Source organism: Maribacter spongiicola (genome assembly GCF_052119685.1).
GTDB classification, from domain to species: domain Bacteria; phylum Bacteroidota; class Bacteroidia; order Flavobacteriales; family Flavobacteriaceae; genus Maribacter; species Maribacter spongiicola_A.
The window spans coordinates 375,188-399,543 of sequence record NZ_JBGQOO010000001.1 but is presented as its reverse complement, the minus strand read 5'-3'; the positions used below and the strand labels follow the sequence as shown (position 1 = coordinate 399,543).

24 protein-coding genes and 1 other RNA gene are annotated in these 24,356 nt (G+C 35.0%); 13 read left to right on the top strand and 12 right to left on the bottom strand.

Translation table 11 applies throughout. From position 1 onward, the window contains the following. Positions 1 to 42 precede the first annotated feature (42 nt). Complete coding sequence (locus tag ACEN2N_RS01650) at positions 43 to 756, bottom strand: class I SAM-dependent methyltransferase (protein ID WP_441822706.1); 714 nt, start codon at positions 754 to 756, stop codon at positions 43 to 45. 75 nt (positions 757 to 831) lie between these two features. Between ACEN2N_RS01650 and ACEN2N_RS01645 the strand changes: the two genes are divergently transcribed. The 4 genes from ACEN2N_RS01645 to ACEN2N_RS01630 all read left to right on the top strand — a co-directional run bounded on the left by ACEN2N_RS01645 (position 832) and on the right by ACEN2N_RS01630 (position 3,842). Further along, positions 832 to 1,323, top strand: a complete 492-nt coding sequence (locus ACEN2N_RS01645) for a YkgJ family cysteine cluster protein (protein WP_441822705.1) — start codon at positions 832 to 834, stop codon at positions 1,321 to 1,323. A gap of 52 nt (positions 1,324 to 1,375) precedes the next feature. Further along, positions 1,376 to 2,074 carry a tRNA-uridine aminocarboxypropyltransferase gene (locus tag ACEN2N_RS01640; RefSeq protein WP_441822704.1) on the top strand — a complete coding sequence of 233 codons (699 nt, stop codon included), beginning with the start codon at positions 1,376 to 1,378 and terminating at the stop codon, positions 2,072 to 2,074. Between the two features lie 38 nt (positions 2,075 to 2,112). Next, positions 2,113 to 2,664: an ASCH domain-containing protein gene (locus tag ACEN2N_RS01635; RefSeq protein WP_441822703.1), complete on the top strand. Its 552-nt coding sequence runs from the start codon at positions 2,113 to 2,115 to the stop codon at positions 2,662 to 2,664. A 305-nt stretch (positions 2,665 to 2,969) separates the two neighbouring features. Then, positions 2,970 to 3,842 carry a sterol desaturase family protein gene (locus tag ACEN2N_RS01630; RefSeq protein WP_441822702.1) on the top strand — a complete coding sequence of 291 codons (873 nt, stop codon included), beginning with the start codon at positions 2,970 to 2,972 and terminating at the stop codon, positions 3,840 to 3,842. Here the strand turns inward: ACEN2N_RS01630 and ACEN2N_RS01625 are convergent. Further along, complete coding sequence (locus ACEN2N_RS01625) at positions 3,831 to 5,066, bottom strand: exo-beta-N-acetylmuramidase NamZ family protein (protein WP_441823122.1); 1,236 nt, start codon at positions 5,064 to 5,066, stop codon at positions 3,831 to 3,833. The two genes, ACEN2N_RS01630 and ACEN2N_RS01625, sit on opposite strands and share 12 nt — an antisense overlap. Before the next feature lie 3 nt (positions 5,067 to 5,069). Here ACEN2N_RS01625 and ACEN2N_RS01620 point away from each other — a divergent pair, with 3 nt between their 5' ends. The 7 genes from ACEN2N_RS01620 (at position 5,070) to ACEN2N_RS01590 (ending at position 12,879) form a co-directional block, all read left to right on the top strand. Continuing rightward, a complete protein-coding gene (locus ACEN2N_RS01620; protein ID WP_441822701.1) occupies positions 5,070 to 6,311 on the top strand; it encodes an ABC transporter permease in 1,242 nt (413 codons plus the stop codon). A gap of 78 nt (positions 6,312 to 6,389) precedes the next feature. Beyond that, positions 6,390 to 7,685 carry a M20/M25/M40 family metallo-hydrolase gene (locus tag ACEN2N_RS01615; RefSeq protein WP_441822700.1) on the top strand — a complete coding sequence of 432 codons (1,296 nt, stop codon included), beginning with the start codon at positions 6,390 to 6,392 and terminating at the stop codon, positions 7,683 to 7,685. Next, positions 7,678 to 8,463, top strand: a complete 786-nt coding sequence (locus ACEN2N_RS01610) for an aldose epimerase family protein (protein WP_441822699.1) — start codon at positions 7,678 to 7,680, stop codon at positions 8,461 to 8,463. The genes ACEN2N_RS01615 and ACEN2N_RS01610 overlap by 8 nt, the downstream gene beginning before the upstream one ends. A gap of 28 nt (positions 8,464 to 8,491) precedes the next feature. Beyond that, on the top strand, positions 8,492 to 9,265 hold the full coding sequence (locus ACEN2N_RS01605; protein WP_441822698.1) for an SOS response-associated peptidase: 774 nt from the start codon (positions 8,492 to 8,494) through the stop codon (positions 9,263 to 9,265). A 3-nt stretch (positions 9,266 to 9,268) separates the two neighbouring features. Beyond that, positions 9,269 to 9,613: a TfoX/Sxy family protein gene (locus tag ACEN2N_RS01600; protein ID WP_441822697.1), complete on the top strand. Its 345-nt coding sequence runs from the start codon at positions 9,269 to 9,271 to the stop codon at positions 9,611 to 9,613. 54 nt (positions 9,614 to 9,667) lie between these two features. Beyond that, positions 9,668 to 11,416, top strand: coding sequence for a SulP family inorganic anion transporter (locus tag ACEN2N_RS01595; protein WP_441822696.1), 1,749 nt, complete (start codon positions 9,668 to 9,670; stop codon positions 11,414 to 11,416). A 53-nt stretch (positions 11,417 to 11,469) separates the two neighbouring features. Then, the gene (locus ACEN2N_RS01590) at positions 11,470 to 12,879 is read left to right on the top strand and encodes an MBL fold metallo-hydrolase (RefSeq protein ID WP_441822695.1); all 1,410 of its coding nucleotides are present in this window, start codon (positions 11,470 to 11,472) and stop codon (positions 12,877 to 12,879) included. 349 nt (positions 12,880 to 13,228) lie between these two features. Here the strand turns inward: ACEN2N_RS01590 and ACEN2N_RS01585 are convergent, their stop codons facing one another. The 3 genes from ACEN2N_RS01585 to ACEN2N_RS01575 form a co-directional block, all read right to left on the bottom strand. Continuing rightward, positions 13,229 to 14,593: an exonuclease domain-containing protein gene (locus ACEN2N_RS01585; protein WP_441822694.1), complete on the bottom strand. Its 1,365-nt coding sequence runs from the start codon at positions 14,591 to 14,593 to the stop codon at positions 13,229 to 13,231. Between the two features lie 334 nt (positions 14,594 to 14,927). Then, complete coding sequence (locus tag ACEN2N_RS01580) at positions 14,928 to 15,137, bottom strand: hypothetical protein (protein ID WP_441822693.1); 210 nt, start codon at positions 15,135 to 15,137, stop codon at positions 14,928 to 14,930. Between the two features lie 858 nt (positions 15,138 to 15,995). After that, complete coding sequence (locus ACEN2N_RS01575; protein WP_441822692.1) at positions 15,996 to 16,271, bottom strand: hypothetical protein; 276 nt, start codon at positions 16,269 to 16,271, stop codon at positions 15,996 to 15,998. Between the two features lie 539 nt (positions 16,272 to 16,810). Here ACEN2N_RS01575 and ACEN2N_RS01570 point away from each other — a divergent pair. Beyond that, complete coding sequence (locus tag ACEN2N_RS01570; protein ID WP_441822691.1) at positions 16,811 to 17,215, top strand: response regulator; 405 nt, start codon at positions 16,811 to 16,813, stop codon at positions 17,213 to 17,215. Positions 17,216 to 17,552: 337 nt separating this feature from the next. Here the strand turns inward: ACEN2N_RS01570 and ssrA are convergent. Next, positions 17,553 to 17,953, bottom strand: a transfer-messenger RNA (tmRNA) gene (ssrA, locus tag ACEN2N_RS01565). Positions 17,954 to 18,129: 176 nt separating this feature from the next. On the opposite strand from ssrA, the gene ACEN2N_RS01560 reads away from it, so the two are divergent. Then, on the top strand, positions 18,130 to 19,335 hold the full coding sequence (locus ACEN2N_RS01560) for an NAD(P)-dependent oxidoreductase (protein ID WP_441822690.1): 1,206 nt from the start codon (positions 18,130 to 18,132) through the stop codon (positions 19,333 to 19,335). 14 nt (positions 19,336 to 19,349) lie between these two features. Here ACEN2N_RS01560 and ACEN2N_RS01555 read toward each other — a convergent pair whose 3' ends face one another. The 6 genes from ACEN2N_RS01555 to ACEN2N_RS01530 all read right to left on the bottom strand — a co-directional run bounded on the left by ACEN2N_RS01555 (position 19,350) and on the right by ACEN2N_RS01530 (position 24,284). Next, positions 19,350 to 19,742 carry a DUF2809 domain-containing protein gene (locus ACEN2N_RS01555; RefSeq protein WP_441822689.1) on the bottom strand — a complete coding sequence of 131 codons (393 nt, stop codon included), beginning with the start codon at positions 19,740 to 19,742 and terminating at the stop codon, positions 19,350 to 19,352. A gap of 304 nt (positions 19,743 to 20,046) precedes the next feature. Next, positions 20,047 to 21,447 carry a DUF4153 domain-containing protein gene (locus ACEN2N_RS01550; RefSeq protein WP_441822688.1) on the bottom strand — a complete coding sequence of 467 codons (1,401 nt, stop codon included), beginning with the start codon at positions 21,445 to 21,447 and terminating at the stop codon, positions 20,047 to 20,049. Positions 21,448 to 21,574: 127 nt separating this feature from the next. Continuing rightward, positions 21,575 to 22,027 (bottom strand): Coq4 family protein, encoded by a 453-nt coding sequence (locus ACEN2N_RS01545; RefSeq protein WP_441822687.1) that lies wholly within the window; start codon positions 22,025 to 22,027, stop codon positions 21,575 to 21,577. A gap of 55 nt (positions 22,028 to 22,082) precedes the next feature. Further along, complete coding sequence (locus ACEN2N_RS01540; protein WP_441822686.1) at positions 22,083 to 22,373, bottom strand: winged helix-turn-helix domain-containing protein; 291 nt, start codon at positions 22,371 to 22,373, stop codon at positions 22,083 to 22,085. Positions 22,374 to 22,393: 20 nt separating this feature from the next. Beyond that, positions 22,394 to 23,029, bottom strand: coding sequence for a hypothetical protein (locus ACEN2N_RS01535; protein WP_441822685.1), 636 nt, complete (start codon positions 23,027 to 23,029; stop codon positions 22,394 to 22,396). 349 nt (positions 23,030 to 23,378) lie between these two features. After that, positions 23,379 to 24,284 carry a phospholipase A gene (locus tag ACEN2N_RS01530; RefSeq protein WP_441822684.1) on the bottom strand — a complete coding sequence of 302 codons (906 nt, stop codon included), beginning with the start codon at positions 24,282 to 24,284 and terminating at the stop codon, positions 23,379 to 23,381. Positions 24,285 to 24,356: the final 72 nt, after the last annotated feature.

Here is a 24,356-nt window from a genome sequence, read left to right as displayed (position 1 = left end):
ATCATTTTGTACAAATAGGATAACGAAAAAAAAGTGTAGCTATTACTTCATTTGCGTCAATCTTGCTAAATAGTCGTAATGTTCGCCTTCCATTACAAGCTCACATGTTAAATTACTATAGTTAGCAGCTCTTTGTAACGTATTGTAGTCTACGTATAACCAGGGGAAAGATGTGCTTTTCTCCTTTTTGTATTCCATTTCAAAGTTTACTTCGCCGTAGTAATTAACGTTATCAGGTATCCAATACCCGCCATCTTCGCCATCTTCGAACATATAAATAATGTCGCTGGAGTCTAACAGAATTTGACCATCTTTTTTTAAAAGCGATTTTAATTTAGAGAAGAACGGTTCTAATCCGTCTAGCGTTCCTGCCAAGCCGATGCCGTTCATTAAAATTAGAATAGTATCGAATTGCTCACCTTCGTATTTTAGTAATTCTGAGTGTACAGTGTTTTTGAGTCCGCGTAATTTACTTACTTCAATAGCGCCTTTAGAAGCATCTAGCCCTATAACCGAAAAACCTTTTTCTTGTAAATACAACCCATGGCTACCAGCACCACAGCCAACATCTAGCACGTTGCCTTTGCATAATTGTAAAGCCTTTTGTTCTAGCTCTGGCATTTCTTTAAAACTCCTGAACATATAAGGTAACGGTAAAACATCATCTTCAAGTAGTGATGAATATGTGGTAATATCTTCAGAATAGTTTCCGTTCTGATAATCTAAAAGTGCCGTACCTAAAATGTCGTTGTTCAAAATTCTTGTATTTCTAGTTGCAAAAGTCTCGATTTTTGGTACTACTTCGCTAGTTTTGGGGAATTAATTTTGCACATGGAAGAGGTTTTACGAGAATTGCCGCAAAAGGCAAAAGAAAAACATAACGAGAATAAAAAGTTCTTTGTTAAGCTAAGAAAGAAGCCGCCTAAGAATTTAGATTATATCATGCAAGAACTGCACGTGGCGGAATTTGAGCGAACAGATTGCCTTACATGTGGCAATTGTTGCAAAACCACAGGGCCACTTTTTACAAATGCCGATGTAGAACGTATTTCAAAATCGTTTCGAATGAAGCCGCAAAAATTTATCGAAACCTATTTACGGGTCGATGAGGAGAACGATTTTGTGTTACAAGAAACGCCCTGTACTTTTTTAGGATCCGATAACTACTGTTCTATTTATGATGTACGCCCAAAAGCGTGTCGGGAGTTTCCACATACAGATAGAAAGAAGTTTCAGCAAATAAGTAACCTTACCCTAAAAAATGTAGCTATTTGCCCTGCCGCTTTTAATATTGTTGAGGAGATGAAGAAGTTGATAAAATAAGTAGATAAATAAAGAGAATTTTATATTGCAAGTCCTAAATAATAATCCAAGAATGAAATGTTACAAATGCATGCGACCTTCGAGCACCTGTATTTGTAAACACATTAGTACTGTCAAGACTAAAACACGTTTCATAATTCTCATGCACCCTAAAGAGTATAAAAAAGAGAAGAATGGAACGGGGTGTATGACTAATCTTCAGCTTGACAATTCAGAGATTATAGTTGGTGTCGATTTTAGCAATAATGATCGTGTAAATGAAATATTAACGAATGAAGAAATTGGTTCATTCTTACTTTACCCGGGTAGAGAAAGTTTTAATTTATCTCAGAGAAATGGTTCTGAAATGCATAGTTTTTTAGGTAAAGGCGCAAACATCTTCATTCTCGATGGTACATGGCCCTGTGCTCGTAAAATGCTCAAGCTAAGTACGAACTTGCAAAAATTGAATAGAGTAAGTTTTGATAATAGTATAGCATCCAAATTCATTATTAAGCAACAGCCCGAAGCGCTTTGCCTTAGTACGATTGAATCGGTTTATACAGTTTTGAATTTATTGAAGAAAGGTGGGGTAGAACAATGTAATACGACGGACTTCCTAATCCCTTTTGAAAAAATGATTGAACATCAACTCGATTATATTTTAAACCCAAACAATAAAAATTATAGTTCAACTGCGAACAAAGAGATTGGGCCGAAGACGATGTATTGGGATAAAAAGGAGAGAAATGTTGTTTTTGAGTTAGAATAGGTGATATTATGCTCTGAATTCATTATTCCTAAATTATTATGAAACATCTATCCATTTTCCTGATTTTAATATTTCTTAGCTGTAAAAATGAGGCTAAGAAAGAGATATTGCAAGATGATAATATTGATGTATCTGTCTATGAAATGTGGAATGACTATACAGAATCTACCCCTCAAGTTAACAAAGAAGAATTCCCAGAATCTTGGTTTTTTCATGATAACAAAGAAGATGCTGATAGATTGGCGGCGTTGACAGTAAACGGAAAAAAGACCGCTACTACTTCAGGATTGTATAAATGGTACGTTGAAGCAGAAGCTGGTTTGCCGCAAATTGGCACAAACCATATTATTACAGATTTTGACGGTAAAGCACAAGCTATCATTGAAATAACAAAGGTTGATACGATACCTTTCAATCAACTTTCAGAATCTTTAGCAGTATTAGATATAGGAACTGACATAGAGCCTCTTCAAAAATGGAGAAAAGCGCATTGGGATTTCTTTGAAAGTGTTATGAAAGAAAATGGAGAAGAACCTACGGAAGATATGCTCATCGTTTTTGAAAGATTTAAAACAGTTTGGAGGAAATAATTATATTTTCGGAAGCCAAGAATTTGTAAAGAACATCAAAACAATCGAAATCGGAGCAGTATCTTATTGGTTGAAAATCAGTGATCATCTACCTATAATCTGTAAGTTTTAGCAAATGTTCAAGGGTTTTATCTTTAAAATGAGATTCTGAAAAGTATATCTATCAGTTATTAAATCAGCAAAAGTTTATTATATTGGATGAATAGTTGCGAATTTATTAGAATTTATATTTTTTTATTGAAGATGCATTAATTAGATTTTAGAATATTTTTTGCAGCTCATAACTTAAACGACTCCCTCATTTAATGGAACAAATCATATCTTATTTCGAATCAATCCCTGCAGCCCACAGATCACTTATTTTAGTTGGCGGGATTACATTTTTTTGGATACTAGAAGGTATCGTACCGCTATTTATCGGCGGTTATAACAAATGGAAACATTCGCTGCCTAACTTCTTTTTTACACTGACTACTATAGTTATCAATTTTCCGTTGGCATTTTTATTATTAAAAACTTCTGATTGGACGATTGCCAATGATTTCGGAATCATTAATTGGTTGCCAGAAATGCCATTATGGGCGTATGTATTTTTAGGTGTAGCACTTTTAGATTTAATTGGAGCTTACACGGCTCATTTAGTAGAGCACAAAGTAAAACCATTGTGGATGGTGCATTTGGTGCATCATACGGATCATAATGTAGATACGACCACTGCAAACAGACATCATCCGTTAGAAAGTATCATTCGATATATATTTACTTTAGTCGGAGTTTTAGTGGTTGGTGCACCGGTGGGTATTATTATGCTGTATCAAAGTCTTTCTGTAGTATTATCTCAATTTAACCATGCCAATATTAAACTACCAAAGGGTGTTGATAAGGCTTTAAGTTATGTGCTCATTTCACCAGATATGCATAAAGTACATCATCATTATGTACTGCCTTATACAGATAGCAATTACGGAAATATATTCTCGTGGTGGGATCGTTTATTCGGCACCTATATGCATTTAGATAGAGAGAAAATTATCTACGGTGTAGACACTTTTCCTGATGAGGTTGCTAACGGTCAAATTAGTTCATTGTTGAAATATCCTTTTGTAGGGTATAGGAAACCAACAACAGATGGTAGTAACCTGGCAGATGTTGTAAATGAACAACCTTTAGTAAAGTAGATACTTCGCTCTAATTTTTTTGAACTTTTCAATGTCTTCTTGCCAAGTCGCTTTTATTTCGGCATTGGTGGCACCGGCTTCAATTTGCTTTTGCAACTTTTCGCTACCTGCATGTTTTGTGAACCCGCTGGTAAGAAAGAATTTACTTTTATCTGTCGTATTCGTATAGGCATCTATAATGTAATCCATAGTAACCTCGTTCATGCGCTCCGTTTTTGACAGGTCTTTTCCGTAGCATAATTTCCCTTCCTCTTTCGGATATTTAGATCCAAAATTTGGCTCAGGAGTATAGGTGAAATCATACACCTTGGAATCTAAAAATGAAGCTCCGTAACGTTGAAATTGAAATTCGGTTCCACGACCTGCATTAATGTTAGTGCCTTCAAACATTCCCAAACTTGGGTATAGCGTAATAGAAGTCTCATTCGGTAAGTTTGGTGAAGGGCGAATTGGTAGACTGTAAAACATATCATGCGTCCAGTTTTCTAAAGGGATTACGGTTAAATCCGCTTTTTTATCACCTTTTAACCATAGTTCATCATTGATCATGTTGGCATATTCGCCAATAGTCATTCCGTATACTAACGGAATTTCAGTCATCCCAAGAAAAGAAGTGTGTGCTGCTTCCATCGTTGGTCCGTCTACATAATGTCCGTTCGGGTTTGGTCTGTCTAACACTATAATAGGAATTCCTTTTTCGGCACAAGATTCTATCACCAATTGCATAGTCGAGATATAGGTGTAAAAACGAACGCCTACATCTTGTATATCGAATAACACTAAATCTAAACCTTCTAATTGCTCTTGACTTGGTTTTCTGTTTTTACCGTGCAGCGATATTAATTCTAATCCTGTTTTTGTGTCGGTACTATTTTTTACATGTTCACCTGCATCGAAATTACCTCTAAAACCATGTTCTGGTGCAAACACATGTTTAATGTCAATATCTAAAGAAAGTAGGCTATCTACCAAATGGGTATGTCCGCTAGACTTAAATATTACACTGGTTTGGTTGGCGACAACAGCTATTTTTTTTCCTTTTAAAAGTGGTACATATGCTTCCGTACGGTTGGCGGCGACTACAATTTCTTTTACTTCTTGTTCAATTTTTGGTTCATCGATTGGTGATGTGGTAATGGCTTGTACTTTGGTTTCGTTTCCGCAGGTAGCCAATACCAAAAACCATAATAAAACTGTACTTTTGAAATTGGATAAAAATAACATCATTTGAATCTAGAATATTTTATCGCCAAACGGCTTATAAAGGGTAAGGAGCATAAAATTAGCATATCTGCACCAATAATAAAAATAGCCATTGCAGCAATTGCAATAGGGGTTATAATGATGTTGGTCGCCATTGCTACAGGAGGTGGTTTAAAAGAGAAAATCCGTGAAAAAATAACTGCTTTCAACGGTCACGTACAAATCTATAATTACGATAATAATAATTCTGAAGTTTCTGTGGTGCCCGTGAGTACGGAGCAAGAGTTTTATCCGGACTTTAACATGGTCGATGGCATTGTGCACATACAAGCTGTGGCGACCAAAGCAGGAATTATAAGAACCGAAGAAACTTTTGAGGGTATTATCGCCAAAGGTGTGGGCAAAGAATATAATTGGGAGCCGTTCGATGAGTTTTTGATTGAAGGTGTTTTGCCTGATTATTCGGGAGAGTTGAATTCTGATGTGCTTATTTCGAGAATAATGTCAAATCGTTTGAACTTAAAAGTGGGAGATTCTTTCTTTACCTTTTTTCTACGGGATGATGCAGCTGATAAAATACCTAACCAAAGAAAATTCACTATCACCGGAATCTACGATAGCGGTTTCGAGGAAATTGACGGACTCTATATTTTTACAGACATACGCCACATTCAGCGTATGAATAAATGGAAAGATACGGAGATAGGTAATTTTGAGGTATTCTTAGAGAGTTTTGATGATATAGACGAGAAGAATATAGAGATAAGATCTAATACATTTTCAACACTTGATAATAGAACTATAAAAGATAAGTATTATAAAATCTTTGAGTGGATAGGCTTGTTCGATTTTAATATTGCCCTTATCATTGGTATTATGATTATCGTTGGTGGTATAAATATGATTACCGCATTACTAGTGTTAATATTAGAGCGTACGCCAATGATAGGTATTTTAAAAGCATTGGGTACAAACAACTGGAGTATAAGAAAAGTCTTCTTATATAACGCGGCTTACCTTATTGTTGTTGGTTTATTTTGGGGCAACCTTATAGGGCTTGGGATTATTTTTATACAAGAGAAGTTTCGAGTTTTTAAATTCCCGAACCCAAAAGAATACTACATTGAGTACATACCTGTAAGTATAGATCTGTGGACTATTCTTCTTTTAAACGCGGGTGTGTTGCTGCTTTGTTTGTTGATGCTTTTGATCCCGTCATATATTATTACTAGAATAACACCCGTTAAAGCTATTCGATTCGAGTAGTTTATTTTTGAATAGCTTATTCCAAATTTAATCTTCGGTTAAACCCCTTTTTGGTAAATTTGATGTAAAACAGACCACATGCATCAAAAACTACTAATTACCCTAATTGCTGTGCTTTTATTGACCGGCGTCAATGCACAGAAACTTTCAAAGAATGAGAAGAAGGTTGTAAAATCTATAGTGCAAAATAATGCCGAGGCTATTTCATTTTTAGAAAAAGTCGTAAACATTAATAGCGGAACCTTAAATCTTAAAGGTGTTGAAATGGTAGGTCAAGAATTTGCTTCTGCTCTCACCGATATAGGTTTTGAAAGCACTTGGATTCCTATGCCCGAAGAAATGAATAGAGCGGGACATTTATTTGCAGAAATTAAAGGGACAAAAGGCAAGAAATTATTGTTAATTGGTCATCTAGATACGGTGTTTGAAGAAGATAGTCCGTTTCAAACTTTTGAGATGGTGAACGATTCTATTGCACATGCACCAGGTGGTAATGATATGAAAGGTGGCGATGTTATAGTGCTGTATGCTTTAAAAGCGCTACAACAAAACGGATTGCTAAATGATGCTCAAATTATTGTTGCCTTTACAGGTGATGAAGAAAGTACAGGTAGTCCGCTAGAAAAAAGCAGACACGATTTAATTGAAGCGGCCAAAAGAAGTGATATCGGTTTAGGTTTTGAAAACTCCACCGGATTCAATTATGCAACCGTTGCCAGAAGAGGTTCTTCAGGTTGGAAGGTTGAGGTAGAGGGTAAAAGAGCGCACTCATCTGGTATATTCAGTGAAGATACAGGTGCAGGAGCTATTTTTGAAATGTCAAGAATATTAAACGGATTTTATACTGATGTAAGAGGAGAAGATTTATTGACTTTTAATCCTGGGACATTAGTTGGTGGTACTTTTGTAGAGTTTGATGAAATGACCAGTAAAGGAACTGTTTTTGGTAAGACCAATGTAGTGGCTCAAAAAGCAGAAGTCCGTGGCGGATTACGTTTTATATCTGAAGAACAAAAAGAACGTGCTCGTGATAATATGCGAACCGTAGTGGCGAATAATTTACCACATACATCTGCAACAGTAACTTTCAAAGATAGTTACCCAGCAATGCAACCTACTGAAGGTAATAAGGCGTTATTGACAAAACTGAACACGGTAAGTTTAGATTTAAAACAAGGTGAGGTTTTAGCATACGACCCAGGTAAAAGAGGTGCGGCAGATACTTCTTTTGTGGCGGAGTATGTAGATTGTTTAGACGGACTGGGTACTATGGGTAATGCAGCCCACACTCCCGAAGAAACAGTGAATTTGAATACTATAGAGGCATTAACGAAAAGAACAGCATTATTAATTTATAGATTAATAAATGAGTAATATAACAACATTAAAGGTAGGAGATCAACAAGTAAAAATAGAGGCAGGGGAATTGGTGAGTTACCTAGTTTCTGATTACGAATTTATGCACCAAAAAGGAAACCCTGGATGGCGCAGTGTAGATACCGAAATGTTTCCGTTGATCGGACCAACAAATGAGGCAGATTTTAAAGTGAAAACTCCCAAGGGTTTTGCCACTCAAGATCAGCATGGTCTGCTACGTGAAATGAAATATAAGTTGTTAGAAAGCTCAGCAAGTAAAGCTGTGTTCTCTAAAAAATATACAGCGAATACCGAGGTTTTAAATTCGAAATATCCTAAAAAATCTACCGCAGAGAAATTAAGCTGGCCTTATGATTTTGAGTTTGTAAAGTCACTTGAATTAATAGACAATTCGTTGGTGGTTACGTTTTCAATTTCTGGAGAAGAAGACATGCCTTTTATGTTGGGCTATCACCCTGCGTTTATGCTACATTCTGAAAATGCGATCATTTCTGCCGGAGAACAAAATATTACCATACCTGAAGTTTTGGAAGTTGGCAGTAGAGCATTACAAGTGCCAAATACAGATGTAATTACTTTAAAAGATGAGCAATCACTTCAAATAACATCCGAAGGTTTTAGTCATTTTATGCTTTGGACAGAGGTACCTAATATGGTCTGTATAGAGCCAATTACCTTTTATCCGTATGCGGTAGAACAAGATGATTTAGCAGAAGGTTTTATGGTATTAAAGCATGAGCCGGCTATTTTTACAGTTACGTTAAAACCTGTATAGTTTAAAATTCATCACTAAAGAATAGTGTATGTGTTATGATGTAAAAACCAGCTTAGAGGCGCAGTTAAAAAGAGCAAAGAGAAGTCAAGATTTAAAGGCGATTGAAGAGATTGTTGAGAAACTTGCACCGTTGACCGATTTACCGCTTCACCATGCATCAGGGTTTTCGCATCCTGAAGTTTTAATTTATACCAATGAAGATCCGTTTTATCCTATTGTAGCTACTTGGGGTCTTATTCCGCACTGGGTAAATAGTGTAGAACAACAAAAGAAAATTTGGAACAGTACTTTAAACGCTCGGGTAGAAACCATTTTTGAGAAACCCGCTTTTAGAGATGCTGCCAACGAAAAACGCTGCATACTTTATGTTGACGGCTTTTACGAGCATCACCATTATAAGGATAACACGTATCCTTTTTTCATCCACCGAAAAAATAATGAACCTTTAGCGTTAGCTGCATTATGGTCTGAGTGGATACATCCTGAACATGGTGGTGTTATCAATTCTTTTTCAATTGTAACTACGGTCGGTAATGGTATGATGGCTAAGATTCATAACAACCCAAAACTGAAAGAACCACGAATGCCTTTAATGTTGGCGGATGAGATTGAAGAGCAGTGGTTAACATCATCTACAGATTTTGAAAAAGAATTAAAAGGGCTGCTGAGTGCAAATAATAATGAGGCATTGCAAGCACATACCGTGGGCAAACTCCGTGGTAAAAGCTATGCAGGAAATATAGAATCAATTGCCCAAGAAGTAGAGTATAAAGAATTAGAACCAGAAGAACTTAATTTTTAGGCAATGGCATATAGCGAGTATTTAGCAGATAGAGTAAGATCTCGTTTAAAAGGCAAAGGTGATCTGGAGGAGAAGAAAATGATGGGCGGCCTCACGTTTATGATGAACGGTAAGATGTGTTTAGGCATTATGTTCGATAAAAAAAGGGAAGAAGATAAATTGATGGTGCGGGTAGGGAAATTGAATTATGAAGAACTATTAGACAAACTAGGTAGTAAACCAATGGATTTTACGGGCAAACCGATTCGTGGTTTTTTATTTATTGGTCCCGATGGATTCGATACCGAAGATGATCTTGATTTTTGGACGGAAAAAGCGTTGGAATTTAATAGACTTCTGAATCAATAAAGTAATGGTTACAAAATCTGATTCTATGCCCTTTGAAATGATTAAATTTACGGCGTGAAAAACATTTTTCCTTTTTTGGAATGGGTTTCTACCTATAAAAAAGCTTACTTCATAAAAGACTTGTTGGCTGGTCTAACCGTTGGTATCGTTTTGGTGCCACAAGGTATGGCGTATGCAATGATTGCGGGGTTGCCACCAGTTCATGGTTTGTATGCTTCTTTATTTCCGATACTTACCTATGCACTTTTAGGAACATCACGAAAAATAGCAGTAGGACCTGTTGCGATGGATTCGTTATTGGTAGCCGTAGGTTTGGGAACCTTGACAATTACCGGTGTAGAGAACTACATTATAATGGTCGTGTTGCTTACCCTAATGGTGGGGTGCATTCAGTTTTTGTTGGGTGTATTGCGAATGGGTTTTTTGGTCAATTTTCTTTCCAAGCCCGTTATTAGTGGTTTTACATCCGCGGCAGCGATTATAATTGTGTTAAGTCAACTTAAGCATTTATTAGGTGTTTCTGTGCCAGGCAGCAATAAAATTTATGAAACTATTTTTAATATTTTTTATAAACTGGGCGAAATTAATTGGGTAGATTTCAGCATAGGTCTGGTGGGTATTGCACTGCTACTTGGGTTTAAAAAATGGAATAAGAATATACCCGGTATTCTAATTATTGTGGTACTTGGTATTGTAGCTGTATACCTGTTTCAGTTAAACGTTTTTGATGTTAAACTGGTAGGTAGTGTGCCAAGCGGTCTGCCAACTTTTGTGTTGCCAACTATCGATATAGAAAACATGAAACAATTAGTGCCTATAGCGATTGCATTGGCGTTGGTAGGGTATTTAGAGGCTATATCTATTGGTAAGGCGATTGAAGATAAAACGGGTGAAGATACTATTCAGGCAAATCAAGAATTAATAGCAATTGGATCTTCGAACATTGTTGGATCTTTCTTTCAAGGTTACCCTGTAACAGCTAGTTTTTCGAGATCGGCAATTAGTTACGATGCTGGTACGAAAACGAATTTATCGGCTATTTTCAGTGTTATATTGGTAGTACTGACCTTATTATTTTTAACGCCGTTATTTCAGTATTTACCCAATGCTATATTGGCGAGTATTATTATGGTGTCTGTTGTAAAACTTATAGATATAGCTTACTTTAAGCATTTATGGCTCAATAGAAAAGATGAGTTTTTTGTAATGTTAATTACCTTTATTATCACCTTATTCATTGGTATAACCCAAGGTATACTTATTGGCGTGCTGTGTTCATTATTGCTAATGGTATATAGAACGTCGAAACCGCATTTTGTAGAGATAGGTAATATTGGTAATTCTGACTATTATAAAAATGTAATTCGTTTTGCAGATGAGGTTGTGGTTCGTAATGATTTATTAATAGTACGTTTCGATTCGCAATTGTACTTTGGTAATTCTGCCTATTTTAAAAAGCAGTTGTTAAAACATATCAGGGCAAAAGGACCGCAGTTAAAAGGAATAATTTTGAACGCAGAGGCTATAAATTATATAGATGCTACAGCAGCAGATATGCTTACGAAATTGATACATGATATTCGAGAAAGAGGATTTCAGTTTTACATTGCAGGAGCTATCGGACCAACACGAGATATCATTTTTAATACCGGAATCATTAAAGAATTACAGCGAGAGTTTTTATTCGTGAAAACAAAAGAAGCGGTTAATTTCTTTGACGACCCAAATGAAGTTTCCTTATTGGCTGCAAAAGTAGCTTATGAAAATAGTAGAATGGCTAAAGCTAAAAGAAGTCTAAATTAAATAAATCTCGTACCTTAAAGGGGAAGGGATATTTAAAAATAAAAAAGTATAGAATGAATATAGAACAGATATATACAGGTTGTTTGGCTCAAGGAGCATATTATATTGAGAGTGATGGTGAGGTAGCAATAATTGACCCATTGAGAGAGGTGAGTCCGTATATTAAAAGGGCTGAAAACGACAATGCAAAGATCAAGTATATATTTGAAACTCACTTTCATGCAGATTTTGTCAGTGGGCATGTAACGCTATCAAAAGAAACAGGCGCGCCTATTATATATGGTCCTACTGCAAACCCTGTTTTCGATGCCATAATTGCCAAAGACGGTCAAGAATTTAAATTGGGTAAGATTACCTTTAAGGTGTTACATACACCAGGGCATACGATGGAAAGTACCACTTACTTATTGCGCGATGAAAATGGTAAAGATCATGCTATTTTTTCTGGTGATACCTTGTTTTTAGGTGATGTCGGCAGACCAGATTTAGCACAGAAATCTGCAGACATGACGCAAGAGCAATTAGCAGGTACATTGTTTGATAGTTTACGTACTAAAATTATGCCGTTGGCAGATGATGTTATTGTATATCCGGCACATGGTGCGGGATCTGCTTGTGGTAAGAATATGATGAAGGAAACGGTCGATACTTTGGGCAATCAAAAAAGTATGAATTATGCCTTAAGGGCAGATATGACCAAAGAAGAATTTGTCAAAGAAGTAACTGACGGTCTGTTGCCACCACCTAAATATTTTCCTTTAAACGTAAAGATGAATAAGGAAGGATATGAAGATATTGGTGATGTACTTGATCGTGGTAATGTTGAGTTGTCTCCCGACGAATTCGAAAAAGCTGCGAATGATACTGAAGCTTTGGTATTAGATGTAAGACATCAAGATGAGTTTGTAAAAGGTCATATACCGAGATCAATTTTTATCGGATTAAATGGAGATTTTGCTCCGTGGGTGGGCGATTTAATTGCCGATACCAAACAACCTTTATTATTGGTGATACCAGATGGAAAGGAAGAAGAAGCGATTACTAGACTATCTCGTGTTGGTTTTGATTCTGCCATCGGGTATTTAAAAGGTGGAATTGAAGCTTGGCAAGCTGCAGGTAAAGAATTTGACCAAATAACGTCTATATCATCATCTGAGGCTAAAGCCTTAATTGATAAAGGAAATGTTGGCATTTTCGATGTTCGTAAAGATGGTGAATACTTAAGCGAGCACTTAGTAGGTGCAGTACATACACCACTTAGCGAGTTGAACAAGCATTTATCTGAATTTCCAGAAAGGGGAGAATTTTTAGTGCATTGTGCTGGCGGATACCGTTCTGTAATAGCATCGTCTATTTTAAAGAGCCGTGGCATCCACAATCTTATTGATGTTAAAGGTGGATACGGAGCACTTAAAAATGAAGATTTGAAGAAGACAGATTATGTTTGTCCGACCACATTATAAAAATGACGGTTTTGTTTATAATTAGTTTAGTATATTTAATAGATTCTAATTAGAGCTATGTTAAAAAATTTTATAGAGCGAGTTGGCATAATGAATATTATGATGCTGTTAGTTGTAATTTCTATAATTGTCGTCTCAGAGGTTCTCTTTTTATCAGGTAAAAAACTAGATGCTATTTTTATAGCTTTTTGGGCACCGACCATTCTTGGTTTTATGAACTACTTAAAATATAAAAAATAGTGGAATTCGTCCTAATTTATTCAATTGTTGTGTCCATCATATTTATGGTGTGGTTACTCTTTATAATTAGGATGTATAAGAAAATGAACAAATAAACCTGCTGCTGTTTTTAAATAGAAATTGCTGATTCGGGATTTTTTCTCAAATAACTTTCAACAATACGCTGGGTTTCTAGCGTATTTTTTTGTGGTGTAATAAACATCTCAAGGTCTTCAATTTGTTCTATGGCAACATCGGTAGGTGCAAAGCCATAACCAGCATAATTATTTTCTCTAATGACCACAAATCCGTTTTCATCCATAGTTCTACCATTGGTTTTGATGACCAGCGTAGCTTCAACTTCCTTAATACTTTTTAAGGCATCTTTTACGCGTTGGTTGTATTCTTCTACCATTTCTAGATCAGAACAAATACCTATGCACTGTTTAATTTTGTAATGCGAGCATATAGCCACATTCTCTTGTAGATGGCAATACTTAGGACAAAGCTCGAAAGTGCTGCAAAGTGTTTCTAAGTACTGTCTGGCTTCGGTAGGACTATAGCAAATAGCAACCGGATTCGGAGTCATCTTTATTTTATTAAAAGCAAGATGTATAATACCGTTTCGGTCTTCGTAGGTGAATATGCCGTATTGTTGAATAGATCTTTTTTGCGCACTGTTATATTTAGGGTAGTGGTGTTTAATTTCGGCAGATTCTTTTAGTAAGGCAATGAGTTCATTACCGGTTTCTTCAAAATCTAACGAAGTAGTTTCTGCACAAAGGGTAATCTCTTTTGTTTTTTTGTCGTAAAAATGACCAAGCACTCTTTTTTTAATGTTCTTGGCTTTACCGACATAAATAATTTTCCCCTTTTGGTCCTTAAAATAATATACACCTGCAGTGGTCGGTAGTTTTAAATACTCTTCTTTTGGTAAACCAGAAGGCAAAGTAGCCTCTTGAGAATTTGAATTCAAGAATTGTTTGAAAACGGAATCTGCATTTTCGGCTCTCAGTAATTTATGAAATAAAAGTACTGTAGCATGTGCGTCGCCTCTCGCTCGGTGTCGATCCGTTAAAGGTATGCCTAAGGCGGCCGTTAATTTTCCTAAGCTGTAAGAGTTGAAGCCAGGTAGCAATTTTCTTGATAAACGAACCGTACATAGTTTCTTTCGAGAAAAATCATGACCCAATAATTTAAACTCATTTTTAATGACATTGTAATCGAAATTGACACTGTGGGCTACAAAAATGGTGTCTTTAGTAATATCTAAAATTTGCGGAATCAACTCTTCTAGCAACGGTGCATTTCGTACCAAATCATCGTCAATACCCGTAAGTCCGGTAATAAATGCAGGTATCTCACATTCCGGATTCACCAAAGAAGTAAACTCATCTACAACCTCGTGACCATCATATTTAAAAATGGATATTTCAGTAATTCTGTTACCCTTTATGCCGTTTCCGGTAGTTTCTATGTCAATTATTGTATACAAAAAGTGAAGTATGAATTTAGAACTGCAAAGTTAGCAGAAAATGCATTATCATTTTATTTGGGGTCGGGTATATCGAGATAAAATTGGGAGTGTAACAGTATGTTATAAAAGGACTAGTGAATGATTATTAGATTCATCACTGGAATATGAGATTCAAAAGATATCTTCATAAGTAAGTGTTATTGGTGCGAAGAATGCCAATGGCAAATTAAAAGATATTCGCTAGTCTAAACTCTTTATAGTTTTAAAATTAGCGAAAATAAAGAAATAGTTGCGCTTTAAAATTTAAAGCGTATTGGTACTTATACAGTAGAATTAAATAGGAGTAAAAGTATTAGTTACTTTCTTTTGCTTTTTCAATATTGATAGAAGCTACGCCTAAATTAGTATTGTTCAATGAATTGTTTGAGATTGTTTTCTCAGTGTTATCACGAACAACATATTCTGATACAAGGTCGTAATCTTTACCGCAAGAAGATAAACTTAAAAGAAAAAGGATTGCTGCTACAGGGACGAAAAAGGCTTTGGTAGTATTAAATTTCATGTAATTGGTGGTAAAAATTATCTCGCTATTTTATTAGCGCATTTCGAAAATATTTAAACTTTATTCATTAACGATGAAAAGTTCATTTTATTCGATGAAATGCACACGAATGTTATTAACACTCATTGTTGATAACATAAATCACTATAATTATTAGCATATTAACTTATATCGTATGTTGCTTTAGTTTGATTTTTTTTAATAATTAAGCAAAAAAAATAATTCATTTTGATTACGGAACATTTTTATCGGGTTTCAATCAATAATTCCCATGAGGGGCTTTGGCTAAAAAATATTCATTGTTCTAAATAGGTTTTTAGTTTTAAAGCATGCTCTATTGTTGTATAGTTTAACCATTAAATGAAGTTCAGATTCGGTTCGTTCGTAATTTGTCCTAGCGATTTAATATGTCGTTAAGGGAATCTCACCAATAGTTTCAACTTATTTTTTGCCTTTGCATAATACGTTATATAGGAATGCGATCTTTTGTGAGGAATCTAGATTTGTAAAAGAAACAATTCTCTCTACTCCCTTAGTATATCTTGGTCAAAACTTTGGGTAGGTAAACAGCAAGAACATACCCAGTAGCGGGTAAATTGAATTTATTATAATTGAGGAAGTAGATTTAATTGGCAAAAGGTCAAGGGGAAATTGAATTTCGCTGAGGTATTTTTACAAAACAACGAATTTAAAGTTAGCTTGATGTTTAGGTAAACTTGAACTTAATAAATGAATGCATCTTTGCATCGAGTTTAGAATACGTTTGAGTTAGTTGAACAACCGGTACATCTTCATAAGTGTATCGGTTTTTTTATCCAAGAAATTAATCGTGTTATATAGTGTTAAGAAATGTAAGGGTTAGAATTGAACCTTAATCTCTTTAATTCTTAAAATCTGAACCCTTAATAAATTTTGGAAGATTTGAACAATACGCTCCTGGTTTTCTTCAGGAATGCGACCACCTATAATCCAGTTTTTCTTAATGAACTTTGCACTTTCTAAATTAAACTCTGACTTTAAAAGTAGTAGAGCTTCATCGCGAGTTTCGTCGTTCATTTTACTGAACATTTGTTTTATATTTTCGGTCATTATTGGTCTTGGTAGTTTCCAAAAATAATTAAAATTGTTTTTCAATCAGTTAAAAGATTTTAATAGATATGAGCAAGTTGATAACAATGTGGATTATTAAAATCTCATACTTATATATTGAGTGATCATATTGGTGTTTTAACCGATAAAAAAAGATGATATTTTACGCTAATTGTAATAGCTGTTGTAGTCTTCTGTATTTGAACAAATTGTTCTGTAAAATTTGACATCATCTGAAGAGTAGTACTATTACTTATAGGTCTTCGAATTTATTATTAACGCTTAGTTAGTCTTATTGAAAAAGAATACCCCTTTTCCTGAAATATTTATTTCTTGTAGCATTGATGTTTAATGCATTTTTTTTAGAATATCCTTCAAATTATTCCTATTTTTTATAAATTATCGCGAAAAAATAATTACTACGAGTTTTTTTTTTAGGCTCTTTGCCTTGTAATTAGATGATAAAAAATGAGCTTTTTCTTTTAAAAGTTAGTTTTCTTTGAAAATATTTTGTAAGTTAAATATTGTTAAAATAAATTAGCTTATAGATTTGTATAAAAAGTTTTCCCAAAAAATTAATTGCTATGAAAGTTGACACAGTTTGTATTATAGACGACGACCCCATTTGTGTTTATGGCACCAAAATTCTTTTGAATCACAATAATTTTGTGAGTGCTAATATTCTAGTGTATGAAGATGGTTATGAAGCTTTAACGAATTTAACTTCTCTTTTGAAAAGCGGGCAGAGAATGCCCGATATTATTCTACTAGATTTAAACATGCCAGTTATGAACGGATGGCAGTTTTTAGATAAATTTCAAAAATTAATTTTTGATAACAAGCCTCAGGTTTTTATTGTGAGTTCGCATTTTGATGCATCTGATATTGAAAAAGGTAGGAGTTATGAATTGGTGCGTGATTTTATTTCAAAACCTTTAGTTTCACAAAACCTTAAAGATATTATAACTATGAGTAAGATTGCAGTTTAAATTTTTGAAAAAACGTTTAATTAAACCACCCGGAAGGTGGTTTTTATTAGTGGAGCCGGAGTATTACCTTACGGTGTTCCCAACTAGCTCACGTTCTGCAAATTCAACTGTCAAGGCTGAAAAAAGCCTTGGTGTATAAAAACAAAAATCCCAAACAAATAAACTTGATGGGATTTTTTATTTTCATCCACATTCCAGTTGTGAGTGATAGTGGAGCCGGAGACGACCTTGCGTTAATAAAAGGTCTGGTAGACCTTTTTAGCACGGTGCGAGCTGATGTGCTGGCTTTCGAATCTAGCAGGTGTAACGAAAAAAACCACCATAAAGGTGGTTTTATTTGTGGAGCCGGAGGGATTCGAACCCTCGTCCAAACAAGCAATTAAAATGCTTTCTACATGTTTAGAATCTGATTGATTTTCGATGCGTACCTGACCAGAAACCGCCCAATACACACTTATCTTCTTAAGATTTTGGTGGTGTCGCCAAAGTGAGCGGACACCCTTATGTTGACTTTTCTGGTGCTCCTATAAGAATCGCCATCAACAAGGGCTATTCAGGAACATCTCGCTTCCCTACCTGGTAGGGACGAGGCTAAATCCTACTATAATTCGGATTAAGCGGCAAGAGCGTAATTATTTTCGCCAATTAAAAGTGTGAAAAATGAGATTAACGAGCTGTTTCCCAGCGCTCGACATGCTTACATTCCAACTGGTCTCGCTGTCAAAACCGGTCGGCCCCAATATGTAAAAGAACTTCCTAATCTAAATAATAGCTGCATCAATTCAATCGACTTCAACTATTAAATAGCGGGCAGCAAAGCTAACAAAACTTTACGATCCCATATAATTTTTATTTTGACCGAAGCCAAGTGTTTCTAATTGTATAATTTAGTACAATATTTATACCAAACCTATATGAAGTTCGGAATCATCAGAGAACGTAAGAATCCACCAGATAAGCGTGTTGTTCTGTCTCCAAAAGCATGTCAAAAAGTCTTAAAAACGCATACTGAGGCACAAATAATTGTAGAACCATCTCCTATTCGTGCTTATGCCGATGCTGATTATAAGCATTTAGGTATTACTGTTGCCAGTGAAATGGATAATTGTGATGTTCTTTTAGGAGTGAAAGAAGTGCCAATTGATTCCCTTATTCCCAATAAAAAATATTTTTTCTTTTCACATACCATTAAAAAGCAACCTTACAATAGAGATTTGCTTCGTGCTATTTTAGAAAAGAACATTGAAATGTATGACCATGAGGTAATTACCAACAAGCAAGAACAACGTGTTGTTGCCTTTGGTAGATACGCGGGTATCGTTGGTGCCTATAACGGATTTCGTGCATACGGACTCAAATTTGACTTGTTCCATTTGCCAAAAGCTAACGATTTAGAAAATCAAGAAGCATTGATTAGCGAACTCAAAAAATTAAAATTACCTGCTATTAAGGTGCTGCTTACTGGTAGAGGAAGAGTGGGTAATGGTGCTAGAGAGATGCTAGATGGTATGGGAATGAGAAGGGTAAATGTTACCGAATACTTAGAAAAGACTTTCAGCGAGCCTGTATATTGCCAAATAGATGCAAGTGAATATAACAAACGTAAAGACGGAGTTCGTGGTAATAAGGCTGATTTCTTTGCTCATCCACAGGAATATAAATCTAACTTCTTCAGGTTTGCAAAAGTGAGTGATTTCTATATTGCGGGTCATTATTTCGGTCAAGGGTCTCCGTATCTTTTTACTCGTGAAGATGCCAAACATGAAGATTTCAAAATAAAAGTTGTTGCCGATGTCAGTTGTGATATTGACGGACCGGTTGCCTCAACAATCCGCCCTTCAACGATTGCAGATCCAATTTACGGGTATCACGCCGAATCGGAATCTGAAATCGATTTTAAAAACTCTGATGCAATTGCAGTTATGGCCGTTGATAATTTACCATGCGAATTACCAAGAGATGCCAGCGAAGGTTTTGGTGAGGCTTTTATAAAGAATGTTATTCCAGCTTTTTTCAATGGTGATAAGGATGGAGTTCTTCATAGAGCGAGAATGACTCAAAACGGAAAGCTGACCGAGCGCTATGCATACTTGCAAGATTATGTTGATGGTAAAGAATAAATAGAGGTTTCATTTTAATTTATAGGCTGTTTTAATAGCAAGCGTTTTTTTATCTCTAAGCTAGTTACGGTAAGTATGCCTAAGGTGTACGCTAATAAATCTTGTATGCTAAAATAATTACCGAAGACTAAATTTGCCCATTTAGAATGTTCTAGTCCGAAATAACTAAGCATATTAGTGAGTTGTAAAAATTCGATGGCATATGCTATTAGTAATGTTGAAACGCCAATTTCAATGTCATTCGCCTTCACGAAAGATTTAAAAAAGTAAAACATAAGAATGACCACCAGGTAATCTCCGAATGTGTGTCGAATAAAGCCGGATTTTAAAAATACTGCAATTAAGATTTCGATTACTAATAGTACTAAAAAGTATATAAAATAGATGCGGTTGAATTTGAATTTCATGTGTTGAAAGTTTAAGCGTTTGTTAAATAGATATAAAGCATACTTATGGGGTAATTCATAATCAGTAATATAAGCACCATGGTATGCTCTTGTATATCCTTCGAATACCTAAGAATATTTATCAAAATTATAATCAACGCAATACAGGTAACGATGATATAGCTGAGATATAGCATAATTCCTATAACGGTAGTGACCTCATTTTCTGGTATTAAGGCAATACACAGTAGCAAAGTCGAGACTAGGAAATACAATGAAACTACTCTCAAAATTCTACGGTTCCATTTATGTTTAAATAAAACCATCATTTCGTGTCAGTTTTAGCTAGTTGGGCAAACGTATATTCTTGCCATGTTTTTTCTGATTGTAAGGTGATATATTCTTCGTGTTTTTCTAGAATACTACTATTCAAATCATAATTAACTTCTTTCTCTTTAGCATAGTTATATAATTGAATGCTATTGGTATCCCCTAAATCGATGAGGTAATGAATATCTGGATTTTCGAGTGTACTTAAATTGAAATACGTAATTGTTTTATCCCACGGCACTGCAGCGCTTAGTACTAAGAAAGTAAACAATGTGGCGATATTGGTGCGTACTAAATAAACAAAGCTTTTTACTTCCGCTACTTTAATATAGGCTGTAATTAATCCGGTAAGGGTAAGTAGCAGATATACGAAAACACCAATGCGTTTATAGGTAAGACCTAAGGCTTCAACATAGGTAAAGTTCTTGTAAGATGTAAAGACAATTAGTATAATATTTAAAGAGATCCAAACATAGGTTAGCGTTTTTATTTGTTTATTCTCTTTATAAAAATTGAGGTTTCCTCTAAAGAAATAAAGAATTAAGATAATCGCTAACACTATCGAAAACATTAGGGCATACACACCTTGATGAACAGATGCCGAGTATTCTGCATTAGAAATATCACCTTTTTGAATTAGGTAAATTCCGTCGGTTACTAAAAAGAATATCAGTAGAATATTAAGGGCGATAAATATAAATGAGCCTAAGGTATGCTCACTTTCTAGTTGCTTTTTTTGTTCAATGATTTCTATTTCGGTCGGAGTCTCCAATTCGTTTTTCTGAGATGCATCGACCGCTATTAAATCTTGTGCATCTAATGGGCGTAAGATGTTTAGAAATATAACATACCCCAGAAGAGTAAAGAATACCCAAGGTAAACTGATAAAGTTAAAATTAATCTGATCTAGAAGGTTTCCAAAAACAGGATTCGCATTCTTATAAAGCGTAGCAAATAAGATTAGTAGAATACCAGCGAAGAAGCCACCTTTTAAGCGGTTCAACAGTTTTGGTGAAGTCTCTTTTATTACATCTTTTTCTTTTACTGAATTTTGTCTTTGAATGAAATTTGCGATAGACGCAACCAATAAATTAGTAAAACCAAGTAACCAAGAAAGGTATAATGAGGTTTTACTTGATATGGACTTTCCTATAAACACCATTAATGCCATGAAATGAACAAATATGGTAAACCCCGTTGGGTTAATAAGAATAAAGATGGAAGTTAGAATATAGGTAAGTGCATAGCCCCAAGACATGGTTCTAGTTTCTTTTAAGGTAGAAACAAGTACCACTACTAAAATGGATATAAGAAATAGATTTAGACCAAAGCTTTTGCTGTAGAATAATAAACTGAAGGCTAAGGCAGATAAGATTGATTTTATATGAATATTCATAATATGATGTATTTAAAAGGTTATTAGTGATTTGATTTTTGTGATTATTAATAAGAGATAGTATCCAAAAAGGAGATGCACTACATTACGAGTTTTTGAAATTTTAGATAGTTCTAGTATCATGGTTTTATGGAATTAAAAATGTGGACTTTATTCGTTGGATGGGTTGATGCAGCAGTTTCTGAAAATCTAATTGATGAAAGGGTAGTGCAGATTTACCACAGGTATATTTCGATATAAAGAACCTCCAATACTCCGGATACAGCATAGAGCCTATTAATATGACGGTAAATAAGTAAAGACTTCTTTTTCCATTTCCCATTAAATAGAACTGCATGCTTATTTCTTCGGGAACCGAAGTTCCCGTGTTCGTGAGTATATGAAATACATCATGACTCTCTAGTTTTTCTTGCAACTGAAAGTTATTGGCAATAAGAAATTTACCCATGTGATAGCCTAATGAGTTGCTTGGGTACTCTTTTAGCTCTTCAGCATTATATTGCCAAGCTTCATTTTTCTTGAAGTATTGATAGGGTGTCACGCTCCAATCATATAATTTTTCTAAAATGGCTGCTCTCATTATTTCTTATTTTAAAAGTACTTTGAAATTCAAAGTAAAATGATAAAAAAATATACTACTTACCTATGAGTTTTTCTAAAGCATTAATATGCTTCTTAAACTGTGTTTTGCCAAGTGCAGTGGCAGAATAACGTGTGTTTGGTTTACGACCAATAAATTGCTTTTCCACTTTTATATATTCCTCTTTTTCCAGCGCTTTGGTATGACTGGCTAAATTGCCATCTGTAGCACCTAATAGCTCTTTCAACATTTTAAAATCAGCATAGTCGTTCACCATTAGAATAGACATAATGCCCAGTCTTATACGGTGGTCAAAAGCTTTGTTTATGTTGTCAATTAAACTCATATATCAATAGCTAGCTAATCTTAATTTCTATCGTATTTGTAATACATTAATGCGCCATATAGAATATGGCAAACGCCAAACCCTAAAGCCCAAAAATACAATCCATATCCTATAAATTGAGTGCTAACTAATCCTATTCCAATAAATGCTAAACCCATATATCTAACATCACCCATGGTATACTTGCTTGCATTTACACAAGCCAGCCCATAAAAAATGAGTGTAGCAGGTGCCACTAGGCTAGCTATACCTTGTTGCATCAATACTAAACAAAAAAGTCCGCCAACTATTAACGGAATAGCGAAATTGAACACTAACCGCTTGCTGGTGCTGTCCCAAATTTTCTCTCCACTTTTTTTAGACTTCTTCAAGGTCATAATAAAACCGGTAATTACTGCTGCAATCAAAACGGCAAAAGCAATTAAAGTTAGGTCGCTAGCAGTATCTGAACCCCAAAGTGACGAAGACCTACCAGAAAAATTTTCATAATTGGCAGCTGAGGTGTCTTTTAACTTAACATAAGCAAAGCCGGCCCCAATTAATGCGTATATACCGGCGAGCACTCCAGAGAGTCCGCTTAATGAAATAAACCGTGAAGAACGATTCATTAAATTCTTGATTTCGGTAATATCGTTTAGATACTTATTTGTTTCCATATTAAAGTACTTTGAAATTCAAAGTTAATTTAAAATTTTGATAATTCAACAAAACTGAAGTAAAAAAAGTTAGTGAAGATGCTTTAATGGGAGCTAAGAAAGAGAAAATCGACTAAATTTTATTGCCTATTTATTCCTTTTGAACTTAATGTTTTAAGGAGGTTTACTGTTTTGAATAGAACTATTGTAATAAAAAATCTACGGAGAATACATATGTGCACATCAACTATAAAAACGGGCAATAACATCGGAAATCTGCGTAGAATTTCCATCAGTAATTTACATTCAAATGTATAAAAATGGACTTTAAGTCAAATAAGAGAGTAAGTGTATAGCCTTTTTAAAGCGCCTAATTAATTAAAGAAACACCAATACCAAATGTGGTTTGTCGGTGGTTGTAATCTATGAGCGTTTCGCCATAGCCATCGAACAATTGAAAATGACCATTGAAATTTTCGAAAATAGGGAAAGACCAGTTGAGCTGTAAACTCCCGCGACTTTTATCTCCCAAATTCAAAGAGTGTCTTGCAATTGCTCTAAAACGCTGTCTACCCCAGTCATACGTGATGTCAGCTTCACCACGACCTATATAATCAGATATATTTTCATTGTCATCAATTTTGCTTCCAATCCGTATCCAAGGTTTTAGCATTACCTGCCAGTTTCCTTTCTCGAATGCGGCATGAAAAGCAATACGGTTCCAGCTTCTAGAAATAGGATCTGATTGTCCGTTAGATTCATGAATTATAGCGGCTCCGATCATTTTAGTCTCAAACCCCAAAATCGGAAACTTAACGGGAAAGTTCGCGATGATTTCTGGTTGATAATTCAATTCTCGAAATGGTCTTGAACGCTCTGTATTATAAATTTGCCAATAGGCGGTCTGCGAATAGCCCATCCATAAATCCATACGACCATCGAACATACCATGAAAAATTTTGGTCTTTAGACTGATTTGAAATTTTGACTCGACTGCGTTTAAACTACTAGGTTCATCTAAAATTTTATCTGAGTTTTCTGCCTGAGGAAATTCATTGGGGTTGGTAGAAAATTTTGCGGCAGTTATGTATATGGGTTTATACGAAGTAAGAATGAACGTACCGCGTTGGTGCTCATCATCTAATTCCCATAATTCGCTTAAGCTTTTACTATTGTTGAAATACCAATTATGATCATGGTCATCTTGAGCAACACCGAAATAATATGTACCTGTTATAAAAGCAATTATTAAAGCTATAGTTGTGTTTTTAAACATCAATAAATTTTAAGAGTGTCAAAATTATATATTTGAATGCGTATTTGTAAATGTATTCGTATTTTAAATTAA